The sequence below is a fragment of the Microbacterium sp. lyk4-40-TSB-66 genome (assembly GCF_030209475.1).
Lineage (GTDB): Bacteria > Actinomycetota > Actinomycetes > Actinomycetales > Microbacteriaceae > Microbacterium.
Genome location: NZ_JARVRW010000010.1, coordinates 79,439 through 95,578, shown reverse-complemented (window position 1 = coordinate 95,578; position 16,140 = coordinate 79,439). Strand labels below are relative to the sequence as shown.

Annotated in this window: 16 protein-coding genes; all 16 read right to left on the bottom strand. The window is 71.0% G+C overall.

What is annotated here, in order from left to right:
• Positions 1–14: 14 nt before the first annotated feature.
• Entirely contained in the window at positions 15–1,148 is a 1,134-nt protein-coding gene (locus QRO03_RS12840; protein ID WP_285137885.1) for a prephenate dehydrogenase, read from the bottom strand.
• Between the two features lie 55 nt (positions 1,149–1,203).
• Complete coding sequence (locus tag QRO03_RS12835) at positions 1,204–2,007, bottom strand: pseudouridine synthase (protein ID WP_285137884.1); 804 nt, start codon at positions 2,005–2,007, stop codon at positions 1,204–1,206.
• Positions 2,004–2,651: an SMC-Scp complex subunit ScpB gene (gene scpB, locus QRO03_RS12830; protein ID WP_285137883.1), complete on the bottom strand. Its 648-nt coding sequence runs from the start codon at positions 2,649–2,651 to the stop codon at positions 2,004–2,006. The genes QRO03_RS12835 and scpB overlap by 4 nt, the downstream gene beginning before the upstream one ends.
• On the bottom strand, positions 2,641–3,513 hold the full coding sequence (locus tag QRO03_RS12825) for a segregation and condensation protein A (RefSeq protein ID WP_285137882.1): 873 nt from the start codon (positions 3,511–3,513) through the stop codon (positions 2,641–2,643). The genes scpB and QRO03_RS12825 overlap by 11 nt, the downstream gene beginning before the upstream one ends.
• Complete coding sequence (locus tag QRO03_RS12820) at positions 3,497–4,399, bottom strand: ParA family protein (protein WP_221189099.1); 903 nt, start codon at positions 4,397–4,399, stop codon at positions 3,497–3,499. Before QRO03_RS12820 ends, QRO03_RS12825 begins: the two co-directional genes overlap by 17 nt.
• A gap of 70 nt (positions 4,400–4,469) precedes the next feature.
• Entirely contained in the window at positions 4,470–5,255 is a 786-nt protein-coding gene (locus QRO03_RS12815) for a DUF4184 family protein (RefSeq protein WP_285137881.1), read from the bottom strand.
• A gap of 1 nt (position 5,256) precedes the next feature.
• Positions 5,257–6,570 (bottom strand): tyrosine--tRNA ligase, encoded by a 1,314-nt coding sequence (tyrS, locus tag QRO03_RS12810; protein ID WP_285137880.1) that lies wholly within the window; start codon positions 6,568–6,570, stop codon positions 5,257–5,259.
• A gap of 141 nt (positions 6,571–6,711) precedes the next feature.
• A complete protein-coding gene (locus QRO03_RS12805) occupies positions 6,712–7,422 on the bottom strand; it encodes a hypothetical protein (protein ID WP_285137879.1) in 711 nt (236 codons plus the stop codon).
• Positions 7,419–8,066 carry a SatD family protein gene (locus tag QRO03_RS12800; RefSeq protein ID WP_285137878.1) on the bottom strand — a complete coding sequence of 216 codons (648 nt, stop codon included), beginning with the start codon at positions 8,064–8,066 and terminating at the stop codon, positions 7,419–7,421. The genes QRO03_RS12805 and QRO03_RS12800 overlap by 4 nt, the downstream gene beginning before the upstream one ends.
• Positions 8,067–8,116: 50 nt before the next feature.
• The gene (argH, locus tag QRO03_RS12795) at positions 8,117–9,547 is read right to left on the bottom strand and encodes an argininosuccinate lyase (protein ID WP_285137877.1); all 1,431 of its coding nucleotides are present in this window, start codon (positions 9,545–9,547) and stop codon (positions 8,117–8,119) included.
• Between the two features lie 9 nt (positions 9,548–9,556).
• Positions 9,557–10,789 (bottom strand): heparan-alpha-glucosaminide N-acetyltransferase domain-containing protein, encoded by a 1,233-nt coding sequence (locus QRO03_RS12790; RefSeq protein WP_285137876.1) that lies wholly within the window; start codon positions 10,787–10,789, stop codon positions 9,557–9,559.
• Entirely contained in the window at positions 10,768–11,691 is a 924-nt protein-coding gene (gene argF, locus QRO03_RS12785; protein ID WP_285137875.1) for an ornithine carbamoyltransferase, read from the bottom strand. Before argF ends, QRO03_RS12790 begins: the two co-directional genes overlap by 22 nt.
• Positions 11,688–12,905 carry an acetylornithine transaminase gene (locus QRO03_RS12780; protein WP_285137874.1) on the bottom strand — a complete coding sequence of 406 codons (1,218 nt, stop codon included), beginning with the start codon at positions 12,903–12,905 and terminating at the stop codon, positions 11,688–11,690. The genes argF and QRO03_RS12780 overlap by 4 nt, the downstream gene beginning before the upstream one ends.
• Positions 12,902–13,804 (bottom strand): acetylglutamate kinase, encoded by a 903-nt coding sequence (argB, locus tag QRO03_RS12775; RefSeq protein ID WP_285137873.1) that lies wholly within the window; start codon positions 13,802–13,804, stop codon positions 12,902–12,904. The genes QRO03_RS12780 and argB overlap by 4 nt, the downstream gene beginning before the upstream one ends.
• On the bottom strand, positions 13,801–14,958 hold the full coding sequence (gene argJ, locus QRO03_RS12770) for a bifunctional glutamate N-acetyltransferase/amino-acid acetyltransferase ArgJ (RefSeq protein ID WP_285137872.1): 1,158 nt from the start codon (positions 14,956–14,958) through the stop codon (positions 13,801–13,803). Before argJ ends, argB begins: the two co-directional genes overlap by 4 nt.
• Complete coding sequence (gene argC, locus QRO03_RS12765; RefSeq protein WP_285137871.1) at positions 14,955–16,004, bottom strand: N-acetyl-gamma-glutamyl-phosphate reductase; 1,050 nt, start codon at positions 16,002–16,004, stop codon at positions 14,955–14,957. The genes argJ and argC overlap by 4 nt, the downstream gene beginning before the upstream one ends.
• Positions 16,005–16,140 lie beyond the last annotated feature (136 nt).

Here is a 16,140-nt window from a genome sequence, read left to right as displayed (position 1 = left end):
TGGTGGGGGTGGAGTCAGTCATGGGTGGTGCTCGCAATCCGCCATCCGCGCTGCTGGAGCCCGTCCACGGCACGGCGGACGGCGCCTGGGACGACGCTGATCTCGGCGAGACCGAACGGGGCTCCGGGCGAGTGCTCGAGGCGCAGGTCTTCGACGTTGACGTCGAGGTCGCCGAGTTCGCCGAACAGGCGACCCAGCTGGCCAGAGGTGTCGTCGATCATGACGACGAAGGTGTCGAAACGGCGGTTCTGTCCGTGTTTGCCTGGCAGGCGCTCCACGCCCTCGTTGCCGCGGCGGATGGTGTCGGCGACCGTGCGTCTGGCGCCCGCCACCTCGGGGTCGCGCAGGGCGTCGGCGACGTCGCCGAGATCGGCGGCGAGCTGGTCGAGCACCTCGACCACGGGGGCGGCGTTCGCCCCGAGGATCTGAACCCACAGTTCCGGGGCGGATGCCGCGATGCGCGTCGTGTCGCGCACCCCTTGGCCGGCGAGACGCAGCGAGCCGTCGGGCGCCTCGACGAAGCGGCCGGCGAGCAGGCTCGCCACCAACTGCGGCACGTGCGACATGAGGGCGACCGACTCGTCGTGCTCCTCGGGTGTCATCTCGATGAGGCTCGCACCGAGGTCGAGCGCCAGTCCCTCGACGAGCGAGAGGTCGTGCGCGGAGGTCTCACCGTCGCGGCACACCACCCACGGGCGTCCGATGAAGATGTCGGCGCGGGCGGAGATCGCTCCCCCGCGTTCGCGTCCGGCCATGGGGTGCGAACCGATGTAATGCGTCAGGTCGACACCGCGCCGGCGAAGAGTGCGCAGCGGCTCGAGTTTCACGCTCGCGACGTCGGTGACCACGGCATCCGGGTACGCGGCCAACTCGCGCTGGACGACGTCGGCCGTGACGTCGGGCGGCACGGCCACCACGATCAGCGAGGGCGCGTCGTCGGGGTGCTCGGCGCGCCCGGCGCCGTAGTCGATCGCGAGGCGAAGCTGCGAAGGAGACGCGTCGACGAGCACCACGTCGACCCCGCGGGCCGTGAGGGCGTGGCCGATGCTCGCGCCCAGCAGGCCGGAGCCGACGACGCGGACGGTGCCGCTCGTGCGGGTCGCCAAGGGACCGGCCGCGCGCGCGGACGTTCCGTTCGGTTCGCTCATCGGGTCTCCTGCTGCCCTGTGCGGTGCGCCAGGCGCCGCAAGACGCCCCGGAGGCTCACTCCGTCGGAGTGTCGCCGTCTCGACGAGACAGCGTCAGCAGGGCACCGCGTTCTACTGTAGTCAACTCGCGCGCGGCTCCCACCGGGAGAGTTCCCAGGTGCAGGGGTCCGAACTGCCGCCGCACGAGCTCGACGACCGGGTGGCCGACCTCCGCCATCAGCCGTCGGACGATGCGGTTCTTGCCCGAGTGCAGCGTCAGCTCGACCAGGCTCTCACCGCGCGAGGAGTCGAGCAGCCGCGCCTTGTCGGCGGCGATGCGTCCGTCCTCCAGGTCGACGCCCTTGATCAGGCGCTGGATGGTTTGCGGCAGCACCTGGCCCTCGACCTTGGCGATGTACACCTTCGTCACCCCGAACTTCGGGTGGGCGAGCACGTGCGCGAGGTCTCCGTCGTTCGTGAGTACGAGCAGGCCCGAGGTGTCGGCATCCAGTCGGCCCACGTTGTACAGGCGCTCCTCCCAGTCCGTCGTGAACTGGCGCAGGTCGGGGCGACCTCGGTCGTCGCTCATCGAGCTCACGACCCCGGTGGGCTTGTTCAGGATGACGTAGCGCTTCGACTCGTCGAGCTGGATCGCCACCCCGTCGACGTCGACGAGGTCGGTCTCGGGGTGGATGCGGCGACCGAGCTCGGTCACCTCGACGCCGTTGACGCGCACGCGTCCCTCGACGATCATCTGCTCGGCGACGCGGCGCGAGGCCACTCCGCGGTTCGCGAGCACCTTCTGCAAGCGGATGCCGTCATCGCTCGCCGAGCCTTCGCCCGCGCCCTCGGTCGCCGAGCCTGTCGAATCGTCGCTCATTTCAGTACCTCTCCGTCGAATCCGTCAGAGCCGTCGTCGAGCAACGGCGAGATGTGCGGCAGCTCGTCGAGCGAGTTGATGCCGAGGTTGACCAGCAGCTGGTCGGTGGTGCCGTAGTGGATGGCCCCCGTGTCGGGGTCGGTGAACACCTCGGTGATCAGCCCGCGCGAGAGCAGCGTCCGAACGACCGAGTCCACGTTGACGGCACGGATGGATGCCACCTGCCCCCGCGTGACGGGCTGCTTGTACGCGATGACGGCCAGGGTCTCCAGCGCCGCCTGCGACAGGCGCGAAGGGGCCTGGGTGTTCACGAACTCGGCCACGACGTCGTCGTGCTCTTCGCGCACGTAGAGGCGCCACCCACCCCCGACCTCGCGCAGTTCGAATCCCCGACGCGGGCCGCCCGTCTCACCGTCGTAGTCGGCGACGAGCGCCTCGACGGCCTGGCGGACGGCGGGCACGGGCGCTGCGACCGCCGCCGCGAGACTCACCAGACCCTGGGGTTCGTCGAGGACGAGCAGGATCGCCTCGAGTCGACGGGCGACGGATGCCGCGTCACTCGGGCGCTGCGCGGGGCCCGTCGCCGTCGCGGGTGCGGTGTCCGCGACCGGCGCGGTCTCATCGATCGTGGGGTCAGCGGTCATAGTCGGCTCCGAGGGCGGCGAGGTTGTCTTCCGACCACCGTTCGGCGGTCCAGCGCAGGGTCAGCTCCCCCAGCGGTTCGAGCTGTTCGAAGGACAGCGCGGCGTGCCGGTACAGCTCGAGGATCGACAGGAACCGCGCGACGACGACCCCCGTCTCGGTGACGCCCGCGACGAGGTCGCGGAAGTTCAGCGTCCCCGCCGAGCGGAGGAGGGTCACGACGATGGCGGCCTGCTCGCGGATGCTGATCAGGGGCGCGTGCAGGTGGTCGAGGCCCACCGTCGGGATCTGCTTCGGTGCGAACGCCACCACCGCGAGGGCGGCGAAGTCGTCGGCGCTGAGGGTCCACTTGAGCTCCGGCACGGCGCTGCGGTACTTCTCGTCGAGGCGGACGCTGCGGGTGTGCCGTCGGTCCTCGCGCTGCAGGCAGCGGGCGAACCACGCCGACACCTCTTTGAACGCGCGGTACTGCAGCAGGCGCGCGAACAGCAGGTCGCGCGCCTCCAGGAGCGCCACCGACTCGGCATCCACCAGCTCTCCCTGCGGGAGGAGTCCGGCGATCTTCATGTCGAGCAGGGTCGCGGCGACGACGAGGAACTCGGACGCCTCGTCGAGGTCGCCGTCCGGACCCATCGCGCGCAGGTAGGCGATGAACTCGTCGGTCACGCGACTGAGGGCGACCTCTGTGATGTCGAGCTCCGCCCGCGAGATGAGCGTGAGCAGCAGGTCGAACGGTCCGTCGAACACGGGAAGGGTGACGCGGAAACCGGGGGCGTCGGCGCCGGACCCTTCGACAGGCTCAGGGACCGGCGCAGGCGCGGCCGGCGCGACGTCGGCGAGGGTGTCGTCAGGCGACGGCGCCACGGGCGACCAGCTCCCGCGCCAGCCGCAGGTAGGCCTGGGCTGCGGCGTGCTCGGGCGCGAATTCCGTGATCGGCATGCCCGAGACCGAGGCATCCGGGAACTTCACCGTACGACCGATCACCGTCTCGAGCACGTCGTCGCCGAACGCCTCGACCACGCGCTCGAGCACCTCGCGCGAGTGGAGCGTGCGCGGGTCGTACATCGTGGCCAGCACGCCGTCGAGCTCGATCGCTGGGTTGAGCCGGTCGCGCACCTTGTCGATCGTCTCGACCAGCAGCGCCACTCCACGCAGGGCGAAGAACTCGCACTCGAGCGGGATCAGCACGCCGTGCGCGGCGGTGAGCGCGTTCACGGTGAGCAGGCCGAGCGAGGGCTGGCAGTCGATCAGGATGACGTCGTAGTCCGCCGCCACCTTGCGCAGCACCCGGGCGAGGATCGTCTCGCGGGCGACCTCGTTGACGAGGTGCACCTCGGCCGCCGACAGGTCGATGTTGGCCGGCAGGAGGTCGAGGCCCTCGACGCGCGTGGCCACGATGACCTCGCGCGGGTCGCGCTTGGTGTCGAGCAGCAGGTCGTAGATGGTGGGCACGTCGTGCGTCTGGATGCCGAGTCCCGCCGACAGGGCGCCCTGCGGGTCGAAGTCGATCGCGAGCACGCGACGGCCGTAACCGGCGAGGGAGGCGGCCAGGTTGATGGTCGTCGTCGTCTTGCCGACGCCACCCTTCTGGTTGCACAGCGCGATGATGCGGGCGGGACCGTGTCCGTCGAGCGGCTTCGGGGTGGGGAACCCCTGGTAGGGGCGTCCGGTGGGTCCGAGGATGACCTCGTCCGCGCCCGTTTTCGTGCCCTTCGTGCTCGCCGACACCGAGTCTCCCGCCTTCGTCATAACGTCGTCGAGTCTAGCCGCCGCCCGCTCCGCGACCTGCGTGACCCGCGGGCGGAGGCGCGTTCGGACGTCAGACGCGCGCGGACACCCGTCGTCGCACCTGCACGCCCGACGCCAGCACGAGCGTCGCCACGCCCCAGGCGGCGGCGACCTTCACCAGCACGCCGTAGATCAGATGGGTGGGCGTGTAGTCCGCGTCGAAGCCGCCCTCGCCCGCGAGCGCCACGAGGGTCGCGGCGAGCAGCGCCAGCGGCAGCGATGCCCACCACGCCAGCCGGACGGCATCCGGAAGCACCCGGACCACCGGGCGCGGCTCCTGCCGCGAGAGCCAACAGAGCCCGAAGACCGCGAGCCCCGCGAGTCCGAACACCCCCGAGCCGTACTGCAACCACTTCACGCCCAGCAGCGGCCCCCACTGCTGCTCGAGCGCGGGGAACAACGCGTCGCCCGCCCGGCCCTCGTGCGTGAAGAAGTCCCACGCGACATGCGTGACCACCCCGAGCGCGAGCGACGCGACGAGCCACAGGATGCCGACCACTCCCCCGCCGAGCGTCTCGCGCACGGCAGCCGGAGCCCCGGCATCCCACCCCACGGGAAGGCGATCCGCGACGATCCGGGGCGTCAGCTCACGGGTCGCCGGACGCAGGACGCACCGCCACACCAGAAGCAGTACGAACGCCATGACCACCGTCACGGGGAGCCACACGAGGTCGTGCGTCACCGCGTACGACGGCACGATGCCGCGGAGGAACAACGGCAGATCGGGCGTCATCGCGCCGATGGCGATGGCCGCCGGCACGAGCGGTGTACGCAGGAACGGCAGCGCGACGACCGCGTGGCTGACGGTGAACGGCATGTCAGCTGAGGAAGAGTCCCGCGAGCGTCTTCTTGCCCCGCCGCAGCACCGACACCCCGCCGGGGAGCGAACCCGCGACGATCGCGTCGTCGGCGGTCACCTTCTCACCGTCCAGCGAGACGCCACCCTGAGCGATCGCGCGCCGCGCGTCGCTGAGGCTCGACGACAGGCCCGTGGCGGTGAGCGCCTCGACGACGGTGGCGCCCGCGGAGACGGTCGCATGGGGCAGCTCCTCGAGAGCGGTGCGCAGGGTCGCGGGATCCAGGGTCTTCACATCGCCCTGGCCGAACAGCGCTTCGGTCGCGGCGATCACGGCCTCGGTGGCCTCGGCGCCGTGCACCGTCGTGAGCACCTCGCGGGCGAGACGCTTCTGCGCGGCCCGGCGGAAGGGCTCCTCGGCGACGAGCCGGGCGTACTCGTCGATCTCGGCGCGCGTGAGGAACGTGAAGACCTTGAGGCGCTCGATCACGTCGCGGTCGTCGGTGTTGAGCCAGAACTGGTACATCACCCACGGGCTGCACATCTCGGCATCCAGCCAGATGGCGTTGCCCTCGCTCTTGCCGAACTTCGTGCCGTCGCTGTTGGTGATCAGCGGCGTGCCGATCGCGTGCACCGAGACGCCCTCGACCTTGCGGACCAGGTCGGTGCCGCTGGTGAGGTTGCCCCACTGGTCGCTGCCGCCGGTCTGCAGCACGCAGCCGTACTGGCGGTGCAGCTCGAGGTAGTCCAGGCCCTGCAGGATCTGGTAGCTGAACTCGGTGTAGCTGATCCCGGCCTCGGAGTTCAGGCGCGCGCTGACGGCGTCTTTCTTCAGCATCGTTCCGACGCGGAAGTGCTTGCCGATCTCGCGGAGGAAGTCGATGGCGCTGAGCGGCGCCGTCCAGTCGAGGTTGTTGACGATGCGGGCGGCGTTCTCACCCTCGAAGGTGAGGAAGCGCTCGACCTGGGCACGGAGCCTCCCGACCCACTCCTCGACGGTCTCGCGGGTGTTGAGCGTGCGCTCGGCCGTCGGCCGCGGGTCGCCGACGAGACCGGTCGAGCCGCCGACGAGACCGAGCGGTCGGTGACCGGCGAGCTGCAGACGACGCATGGTCAGCAGCTGCACGAGGTTTCCCAGGTGCAGGCTCGGCGCGGTCGGGTCGAAGCCGCAGTAGAACACGATCGGGTCGCCCGAGAGGAGCTCTCGCAGCTCGCCCTCGTCGGTCGACACCTGCACGAGTCCGCGATACACCAGCTCGTCCCAGACGTTGTCGAAGGTCGGGTCGTTGGCGGGTGCGAGGGCGCTCACGGGCGCCGCGTCGATGGAGGCAGACACCGGTTCAGGGTATCAGCGGGGGTGTCGGACTCCGGATGCCGCCGGTCCTTCACGTAGCCGGACTCGGCCGACTTCGCGCGGTGGCCCCGTTCGCGCGCTGCACCGTCGACGCGATCGCGACCAGGGAGATGGGTCTGCGGTTCAGCCGGGCGCGATGCCCCACGCCACGAGGAACGCCGCCGCCAACGCGGTCACCCAGCTGACGAGGCTCCCGATGAGGAAGTACTCCGCGCGGTCTCCGCCGTCGCCGTCGCGGGAGATCTCGGGGAAGCGCACGATCCCCTTGGCGGCGAGTACCGCGGCGATGAGCGTGTAGGCCCCCGCCAGCGTCAGCGCGAAGACGAGGATGCGCTCCAGCGGCCCGATCAGCCGGCCGCCCTTCAGCGTCGGCGCAGCTGTCTCGTCGGGAGTTTCACCGGAGCCCATCTCCGAGCGCAGAGCGATGCGCACCACGGCATTACCGGACTCGAGCAGGAACACCAGGCATCCCACCACCAGCACGACCACGTCGATCGAGACGGCATCCGTCGGGCGGTACGAGGCCCACATTCCGCCCAGGATGCCGGGACGCGCGCGGCCGGGAGCGACCACCACGCACGCGGCGGCGGCGAGCGCGAGCAGCGCGACGGGCCAGAGCCCCGCGCGGGCGGGACCGTGCTCGGGGACGACCCAGGTCCAGATGGCGGCGACGGCGACGGCGAGTAACCCCGCGATCACGGCGTCGACACCCGCCGCGGCGATGATGAGCAGCGCCGCGGCGATCGCGTAGGCGACCCACCGACGGGTGCGGATCATCTGGCGCAGCAGATCGACCGCGCCGACGGCGAGCAGGAGCAGACCCGCGGCGATCACGCGCGGCCCTTCCGCGTGAGCACGGCGAAGCCCTCGACGAGCGCGGCCGAGCCCGCCGCGGCGAGCGCCTGCGAGACCGCCGACTGGCTGATGCCCTCGCGTTCGGCGAGCTCGCGCTGCGATCGTCCGAGGCAGCGCCCGGCGGTGAGGCGGCGCGTGCGCTCGCTCATCGCCGAGACGAGCTGGTCGCGCGCGAGGGCGTAGGCGTTTGCGACGGCGACGGTATCGACCATGGCGGCATCTTCTCCCTCGGAGGCGGCGATCCAGGTACGCGCGAACGGCGCGGCGCGTTGCTGCATCCGCTCGACGGTCTCGACGGCCGTCCGCGCGGCCCACCACGCGGGCCCCTCGGGCACGGTGCGGTCATCGAGCACGATGGGGCGCACCTCGCCCACCCCCACGCCGAAGCGGCAGTCGATGTCGTCGGGCAGACTCAGGCGCACCAGCAGCAGCGAGGCGAGGGCGTCATCGAGGCGGGCGTACTCGCCCTGCAGTTCGTCGCCGACCGTCGCGGTCAGCGCGTGCCGGGCGACCGGCAGATCGGCGTCGACCTGTTCGACCACCCCGGCGATGCGGCGCTGAGCGGAGGCGCGATCGTCGAGCCGCCGGGAGGCGACGATATCGGCGATCACGACGACGGTCATGACATAAGCCTATCGCTTATCATTCCGTTTTGATAAGCGAATAGCTGATATCAATCGATCAGCGTTCGGGCGGCGGACTGCGCGCGGGCGACGAGGTCTTCGCGCTGTTCGCGCACCCGCTCCGGAGCGGTGCCGCCCGCACCCGTGCGACTCGCCACCGAGCCCTCGATGGTCAGCACCTCGCGCACCGCGGGGGTGAGAGACGCGGACACGGATGCCAACAGGGCGTCGTCGGCGTCTTCGAGCCCGATCTCGCGCTCCTCGCACGCGCGCACGAGGGAGCCGGAGATCTCGTGCGCGTCACGGAACGCGACGCCCTGGCGCACGAGCCATTCGGCGACGTCGGTGGCGAGTGAGAACCCCTGCGGGGCGAGCTCGGCCATGCGGTCGGTGTGGAAGCGCAGTGTCGCGATCATGCCGGAGAAGGCCGGCAGGACGAGCTCGAGGGTGCGCACGGAGTCGAAGACCGGCTCTTTGTCTTCCTGCAGATCGCGGTTGTAGGCCAGCGGCAGACCCTTGAGCGTGGCGAGCAGACCCGACAGGTTGCCGATGAGGCGCCCGGCCTTGCCGCGAGCGAGCTCGGCGATGTCGGGGTTCTTCTTCTGCGGCATGATGCTCGAACCCGTCGAGTACGCGTCGTCGAGGGTGACGAAGCCGAACTCGCGCGTGTTCCACAAGATGACGTCTTCGGACAACCGCGACAGGTCGACGCCGATCATCGCGGTGATGAAAGCGAACTCGGCCACGACGTCGCGCGACGCGGTGCCGTCGAGCGAGTTCTCGGCGGGGCGCGCGAGCCCGAGACGGTCGGCCACGAGCTGCGGGTCGAGACCCAGGGTGGCACCGGCGAGCGCACCGCCGCCGTACGGAGACACCGAGGCGCGCACCGACCAGTCGCGCAGGCGCTCGATGCCACGCGTGAACGCCCAGCCGTAGGCCTGCAGGTGATGCGCCAGCAGCACCGGCTGGGCGTGCTGCAGGTGCGTACGCCCGGGCATGATGGCGTTCTCGTGCGCCTCGGCCTGGGCGACGAGGGCGTCGACGAGGCGGAGCACCTCGCGGGTGATGGTGCGGGCGTGATCGAGCAGGTAGAGCCGCACCAGGGTGGCGATCTGGTCGTTGCGGCTGCGGCCGGCGCGCAGCTTGCCACCGACGGCCGGACCGACCGTCTCGATGAGCACGCGCTCGAGGGCGCCGTGCACGTCTTCGTCGCCGGGAGCCGCGACGAGCGAGCCGTCGCGCACGCGGGCGGCGAGATCGTCGAGACCGTCGTGCATGGTCTGCGCTTCGTCGGCCGTGAGGTACCCCGCCGCCTCCAGAGCGGCCGCGTGGGCGTGCGAGCCCGCGATGTCGTAGAGCGCGAGATCCCAGTCGAAGTGGGTCGAGCGGCTCAGCGCCGCCAGTTCGGGAGACGGTCCGCCCGAGAAACGGGCCCCCCACAGGGCGCCCTCGTTCGTCGTCTGACCGCTCTCGTGACTCATGCTCTCAGCCTACCGAGGGCCGCCGACACCGCCGGAGCCGGAGCCGGAGCCGGAACCCGCGCCGGGGCCCCCGGAGCCGTCGCCGGAACGCGGGCCGGCGACTCCCCCGACGGCGATGCGCGGACCGCCGGCGTCCACGGCATCCCGTCCGACGACCAGCCGCACGACGAGGTCGATGAGCCACTCCAGGGGACCGCGACCGAGGGTCAGCGCCCACACCGTGCACCCGGCGATGAGACCCAGGGTGAGCGGCAGGAAGAGCCCCGCCTCGCGGATGCCGTACAGATCACCCGTGTCGCCGAGCAGGGCGAGGGCGACGAGGGCCCACACCACCAGCTGCAGCACGTAGGCCGTCAGGGGCATGGATCCGACCGCCCGCAGCGGCACGGCCACCCACCGCAGCGGCGTCCGGCACAGCAGCAGACACACGCCGATCGTGGCGAGCGCGAAGCCCCCCGAGCCGATGACCTCCCACAGTCCCGAGGAGTGGTCTTCGGCGGTCAGCACGGTCGACAGATAGGGGCGCCCGGCGACGGCCGGGGCGGTGGCGAGGGCGGCGCCGTAGCCCGCGAGCAGAAGGGCCCCGCCCGCCGTCACGAGCGCAGCCTGCACGTCGAGTCGACGCAGGTCGAGCCGCCCCACCCCCATCCCGGCGAGCAGGAAAGCGATCCACACCGTGAACGGATAGTTCCACCCGACTGCCGCAGAGATCTCCGCGCCCGCGCGCCCCGCCCAGATGGGTGCGGCGTCGAGTACCGGCTGGATCCACGGCATCACGAGCGCGAGCACCCCCGCCGCGACGAACAGTCCCCGTGCACGCATTCCGAGGAACGGTAGGGCGAGCACGAACAGCAGGGCGTACGCGGGGAGGATGACGTACACCGGCACACCGGTGGCCACCAGCAGCATGCCGATGATCCAGAGCATCGCCCCGCGCAACGCCAATCGCGCGGCGGCACGGGGGCGACGCTCGGGCCCGATCGGCCGCGACCCGCCGGTCACGATCGCGATCGAGACGCCCGCGAGGGTCGCGAACAGGATCGACGAACGCCCGTTCACCAGGGTCACCCAGGTCTCGGGGTCGAGGGTGAGCCGGCGCTCGGTGTCGAGCAGGTGCGCGGCGAGCATGCCGAGCACCGCCAGGCCGCGCGCGAGATCCACGCCGACCAGTCGGCCCGGCCCGTCGAAGCGGGCCCAGGCGCGACCGATCGGCGAGATCGTCACTGCTGACGCAGAAGCCACACCAGCAACGCCTTCTGGGCGTGGAGACGGTTCTCGGCCTCGTCCCACACCACGCTCTGCGGTCCGTCGATGACCTCGGCGTCGACCTCGTAGCCGCGGTCGGCGGGGAGGCAGTGGATGAAGATCGCGTCGCCCGCGGCCCGCGTCATGAGCTCGGTCGTGACCTTGAAGCCGCCGAGGTCGCGGATGCGGGCGATCTTCTCCTCTTCTTTGCCCATCGACACCCATGTATCCGTGACGACGACGTCGGCTCCGGATGCCGCGGCCTCGGGGTCGCTCGACAGGGTGATCGATCCCCCGGTCTCGGCGGCGATGCGCTCGGCATCCGCGATCACGTCGGCACGGGGTGCGTAGTCGGTCGGGGCTGCGACTCGCACGTGCATGCCGGCGGTGACGCAGGCGAGCACGTACGAGTGAGCCATGTTGCTGCGCCCGTCGCCGAAGAACGACAGCGTCAGCCCCTTCAGATCGCCCTTGTGCTCGCGGATCGTGAGCAGGTCGGCGAGCAGCTGGCACGGGTGGAAGTCGTCGCTCAGGGCGTTGACGACCGGCACCCGGGTGCCCCGCGCCATCTCCTCGAGCCCCGCCTGCGCGTAGGTGCGCCAGACGATCGCGGCCACCTGGCGCTCGAGCACGCGGGCGGTGTCGGAAGGGGTCTCCTTCCCGCCGAGCTGACTGTTGGCGGTGGAGATGATGAGCGGGGAGCCGCCGAGGTCGGCGATGCCCACGGCGAACGAGACGCGCGTGCGGGTCGACGACTTGTCGAAGATCACCGCGACGGTCTGCGGGCCCTCGAGCGGCTTCTGCGCCCAGCGGTCTTTCTTCAGCTCGATGGCGAGGTCGAGGATCTCGGCCTGTTCGGCCGGGGTCAGGTCGTCGTCACGCAGCAGGTGGCGGGTCACGCGGGGGCTCCTTCGAGGATCAGGGCATCGGAGACGGTGGTGAGGGCGGCGCCGAACAGCTCGAGGAACTCGGTGACCTCGGCATCGCTGATCGTCAACGGCGGGGCGATGCGGATGGTGTCGTCGTTCGCGGCGTTGACGATCAGGCCGTGCTGCTGCGCAGCGGCGACGACGGCCTTGGCGACCGGGCTCGTGAGCCCGATGCCCAGCAGCAGACCCCGGCCGCGGACACCCGAGATCAGCGGAGAACCGAGAGCAGCGATGCCCTCGCGCAGCTGCGTCTCGCGGTGCGCGGCGTTGTCGACGAGTCCCGCGGACTCGATCTCTTCCAGCACGGCGCCGCCGACCGCGGTGCCGAGGGCGTTGCCGCCGAAGGTCGAGCCGTGGGTACCGGGGAAGAACAGGTCGCTGGCCGCGCCGAACGTGATGAGCGCACCGATGGGGAAGCCGCCGCCGATCCCCTTCGCCACGGTGATGGCGTCGGGCACGATGCCGGCGTGCTGGAAGGCGAACCAGGAGCCGGTCCGCCCGGCGCCGGTCTGGATCTCGTCCACGATCAGCAGAGCGCCGTGCCGCTCGGTGATCTCGCGCGCGGCCTGCAGGTACCCCTCGGGCAGCTCGACCACCCCGGCCTCGCCCTGGATGGGCTCGACGAGCAGGGCGGCGACGCGCTCGTCCATCGCGGCGTCGAGAGCCTCGATGGTCGCGTCGATGTGCTCGACGCCGGGCACCATCGGAAGGAAGTCGGCCTGGAGCGCGGGCTTGCCCGTCAGAGCGAGCGCGCCCATGGTGCGGCCGTGGAAGCCGCCCTTGAGCGTCAGGATGCGGGTGCGGTCGGTGCCGCGGCCGTGCAGGCGCGCGAGTTTCAGCGCCGCCTCATTGGCCTCGGCGCCCGAATTGCCGAAGTAGACCCGGCCCGACTCCCCCGTGCCCGCGAGGCGCTTCAGGCGTGCGGCCATCGCCAGTTGCGGCGGCGTGGCGAAGTAGTTCGAGACGTGCGAGAGCGTCGACGCCTGCGCGGTCAGCGCCTCGACGAACACCGGGTGGGCGTGGCCCAGGGCGTTCACGGCGATGCCCGCGAGGAAGTCGAGGTACTTCTTGTCGTCGCTGTCCCAGACGTAGGCACCCTGCCCGCGCACGAACAGGGCCATCCGGTCGCCGAAGCTGCGGACGAGATCGCGTCCGGCGTCTTCCTGCCAGGTTGCGGTGGTCATGCGACCACCTCCGTTCCGATTCCCTTGTTGGTGAACAGTTCGACGAGCACCGAGTGCGGCACGCGTCCGTCGATGATGGCGGCCGTCGGGACTCCGCCCTCGACCGCGTCGAGACAGGCCTGCATCTTCGGGATCATCCCCGACTCGAGCTTCGGCAGCATCGCGCGCAGCTCGGTCGAGGTCAGGTGCGACACGAGAGAGTCCCGGTTCGGCCAGTCGGCGTAGAGGCCGGGCACGTCGGTCAGCACCACGAGCTTCTTGGCGTTGAGCGCCGTCGCGAGGGCGGCCGCCGCGGCATCCGCGTTGACGTTCAACGAGGTGCCCGGGTTGTCGAGGTCGGGCGCGATGCTCGACACGATCGGTACGCGACCGGCGGCGAGGTGGTCGAGCACGGTCTGGGGGTCGACGGTGACGACGTCGCCGACCCGACCGAGGTCGTGCTCGACGCCGTCGACGACCACGCCGCGACGACGACCGCCGAACAGGCCGGCGTCCTCGCCGCTGAGGCCCGTCGCCAACGGGCCGTGCGCGTTGACCTTGGCGACCAGCTGCGGGTTGATCTGGCCCGTGAGCACCATACGCACGACGCCGATCGCCTCGGTCGAGGTCACGCGGTAGCCGCCACGGAACTCGCTGGGGATGTCGAGCCGGTTCAGCATCGACGAGATCTGCGGTCCCCCGCCGTGCACGACGACGGGCTTGACGCCCACGTAGCGGAGGTAGGCGATGTCGGCCGCGAACGCGTCCTGCAGCTCCTCGCTCACCATGGCGTTTCCGCCGTACTTCACCACCACGACCTGGTCGCGGTACTTGCGCACCCACGGCAGCGACTCGACGAGCGTGACCGCCCGGTCGCTGGCTTCGGCGGGATCGGTGTCTTGCAGATCGACGTGGGTCATGAGGAGTAGGCGCTGTTCTCGTGGACGTAATCGTGCGTGAGGTCGTTGGTGCGAATGGTGGCCGTGGCCGAGCCGACGCGCAGGTCGACGACGAGGTCGGTCGCGCGGGGCGTGAGGTCGACGTCTTCGCGGGGGCGGTCGGGACCGCCGGCGGTGCACACGCGCACGCCGTTCATCCACACGTCGACGTCATAGGGGTCGAAGTCCGCCCCGGTCGTGCCGATGGCGGCGAGCACGCGTCCCCAGTTGGGGTCGTTGCCGAAGATCGCGGCCTTGAAGAGGTTGTTCCGGGCGATGGAACGGCCGACCTCGACCGCGTCGTCCTCGCCGGCGGCACCGGTCACCCGGATGGTGATGTCGTGGCTCGCCCCCTCGGCGTCGCCCTGCAGCTGGGTGGCGAGGTCGTCGCACACCGCGGTCAGCGCGGCGGTGAACTCGTCGGCGGAGAGACGGATGCCGCTCGCCCCGCTCGCCATCAACGTCACCTGGTCGTTGGTCGACATGCACCCGTCGGAGTCCAGCCGGTCGAAGCTCACCCGGGTGGCGGCGCGGAGCGCGGCATCCGCCTCCGAAGGCTCCAGCACGACGTCGGTGGTGATGACGACCAGCATCGTCGCAAGTCCCGGTGCGAGCATGCCGGCGCCCTTGGCCATCCCGCCGATCGCCCACCCGTCGCCGGTGCGGACGGCCCGCTTGGGCTTCGAGTCGGTCGTCATGATCGCGAGGGAGGCGTCTTCACCGCCGTCGGCGGAGAGCGCGGCGACACCCTGCTCGACGCCGTCGAGCACCTTGGCGCGGAACACCTCGTCGCCGGTGCCGATGAGCCCGGTCGAGCAGACGACCACGTCGCCCGCCCCGACACCGAGGAGCTCGGCGGCGCGTTCGGCGGTCTGGTGGGTCGTCTGGAACCCGAACGAGCCCGTGAAGCAGTTGGCGCCACCGGAGTTGAGCACGACCACCTCGACGACGCCGTCCTTCACGACCTGCTCCGACCACAGGATCGGGTTGGCCTTGGCACGGTTCGATGTGAACACCGCGGCTCCGACCTTGAGCGGTCCTCGGTTGACGACGAGGGCGACGTCGCGCGCCCCGGTCGACTTGAGCCCTGCGGCGACCCCTGCCGCTTCGAATCCGGCGGCGACGGTCACGCTCACGGGGCGACTCCATTCAGGGGAAGGGCGGTGGCCTCGTCGAGGCCCACCGCGATGTTCATGGATTGCACGGCGGCGCCAGCCGTGCCCTTGACGAGGTTGTCGACGGCGGCGACGACGATGACGCGGTTCGCACCCCGGTCGATCGCGAGCCCGAGCGAGGCGACGTTCGCGCCCAGCACGTCGGCCGTCCGCGGGAAGACCCCCGCCGGCAGCAGTTCGACGAAGGGCTCGTCGGCGTACGCGGCCTCCCACGCGGCGCGGATTTCGGCATCCGTCACGTCACCGCGGATCGGAGCCGTCGAGGTGGCGAGGATGCCCCGCGACATCGGCACCAGCACCGGGGTGAAGGAGATCCGGATGCCGTCGGCCGACGCCCCCGCGGCGGCGAGCGCCTGGCGGATCTCGGGGATGTGACGATGCGTACCGCCGACGGCATACGGGTTCGCCGAGCCAAGGATCTCACTGGCCAGGAGGTTGGTCTTGGCGGCCTTGCCCGCGCCGCTCGGACCCACGGCGAGCACCGAGACGATGTCGCCCGGGTCGATCACCCCCGCGGCCACCCCGGGAGCGAGCGAGAGTGCGACGGTCGAGGCGTTGCATCCGGGGGCGGCGATGCGAGTCGCCCCCCGCAGGTGTTCGCGCTGCTTGACGCCGTTGACGGTGAGTTCGGGCACCCCGTACGCCCAGGGCTCGGGGTGGTCTCCCCCGTAGAACCTTGCCCAATCCTCAGCGGAGGTGAGCCGGTGGTCGGCGCCCGCGTCGATCACCAGGGGCGTGTCGGCGAGAGCGTCGGTGTATTGCGCCGACTGCCCGTGCGGGAGGGCGAGGACCACCACGTCGTGCCCCGCGAGCACCTCGGGTGTCGTGGCCTGCAGCTCGAGGTGGGCGAGCGAGCGGAGGTGCGGCTGGTGCGCGACGAGCGGCTGGCCGGCGCTGGAGTGCGCGGTGACCGTGCGGATCTCGACATCGGGATGGGCCGCGAGCAAGCGCAGGATCTCGCCGCCCGCATAGCCGGAAGCGCCGGAGACGGCGACCGAGAGGGTCATGTTTCTACCTTAGGAGTCGGGGCGTGTGCTGAATCAGCGTGAACCGGAGCGGCGACGCCCGCATGCCCGACCGTCGGCGGGTTTACGAGGTCGCCGAGAGTCGGCGCGTGACCCGACGTCGACGCTCGCCACCGGC

Excerpts from the sequence above, each read along its gene's own strand:
- QRO03_RS12800 (WP_285137878.1), bottom strand. The coding sequence starts at position 8,066 with ATGACCGTCGTCGTGATCGCCGATATCGTCGCCTCCCGGCGGCTCGAC.
- QRO03_RS12840 (WP_285137885.1), bottom strand. The coding sequence starts at position 1,148 with ATGAGCGAACCGAACGGAACGTCCGCGCGCGCGGCCGGTCCCTTGGCG.
- scpB (WP_285137883.1), bottom strand. The coding sequence starts at position 2,651 with ATGACCGCTGACCCCACGATCGATGAGACCGCGCCGGTCGCGGACACC.
- argB (WP_285137873.1), bottom strand. The coding sequence starts at position 13,804 with ATGACCCACGTCGATCTGCAAGACACCGATCCCGCCGAAGCCAGCGAC.
- QRO03_RS12820 (WP_221189099.1), bottom strand. The coding sequence starts at position 4,399 with ATGACGAAGGCGGGAGACTCGGTGTCGGCGAGCACGAAGGGCACGAAA.
- argC (WP_285137871.1), bottom strand. The coding sequence starts at position 16,004 with ATGACCCTCTCGGTCGCCGTCTCCGGCGCTTCCGGCTATGCGGGCGGC.
- argH (WP_285137877.1), bottom strand. The coding sequence starts at position 9,547 with ATGAGTCACGAGAGCGGTCAGACGACGAACGAGGGCGCCCTGTGGGGG.
- QRO03_RS12815 (WP_285137881.1), bottom strand. The coding sequence starts at position 5,255 with ATGCCGTTCACCGTCAGCCACGCGGTCGTCGCGCTGCCGTTCCTGCGT.
- QRO03_RS12835 (WP_285137884.1), bottom strand. The coding sequence starts at position 2,007 with ATGAGCGACGATTCGACAGGCTCGGCGACCGAGGGCGCGGGCGAAGGC.
- QRO03_RS12780 (WP_285137874.1), bottom strand. The coding sequence starts at position 12,905 with ATGACCACCGCAACCTGGCAGGAAGACGCCGGACGCGATCTCGTCCGC.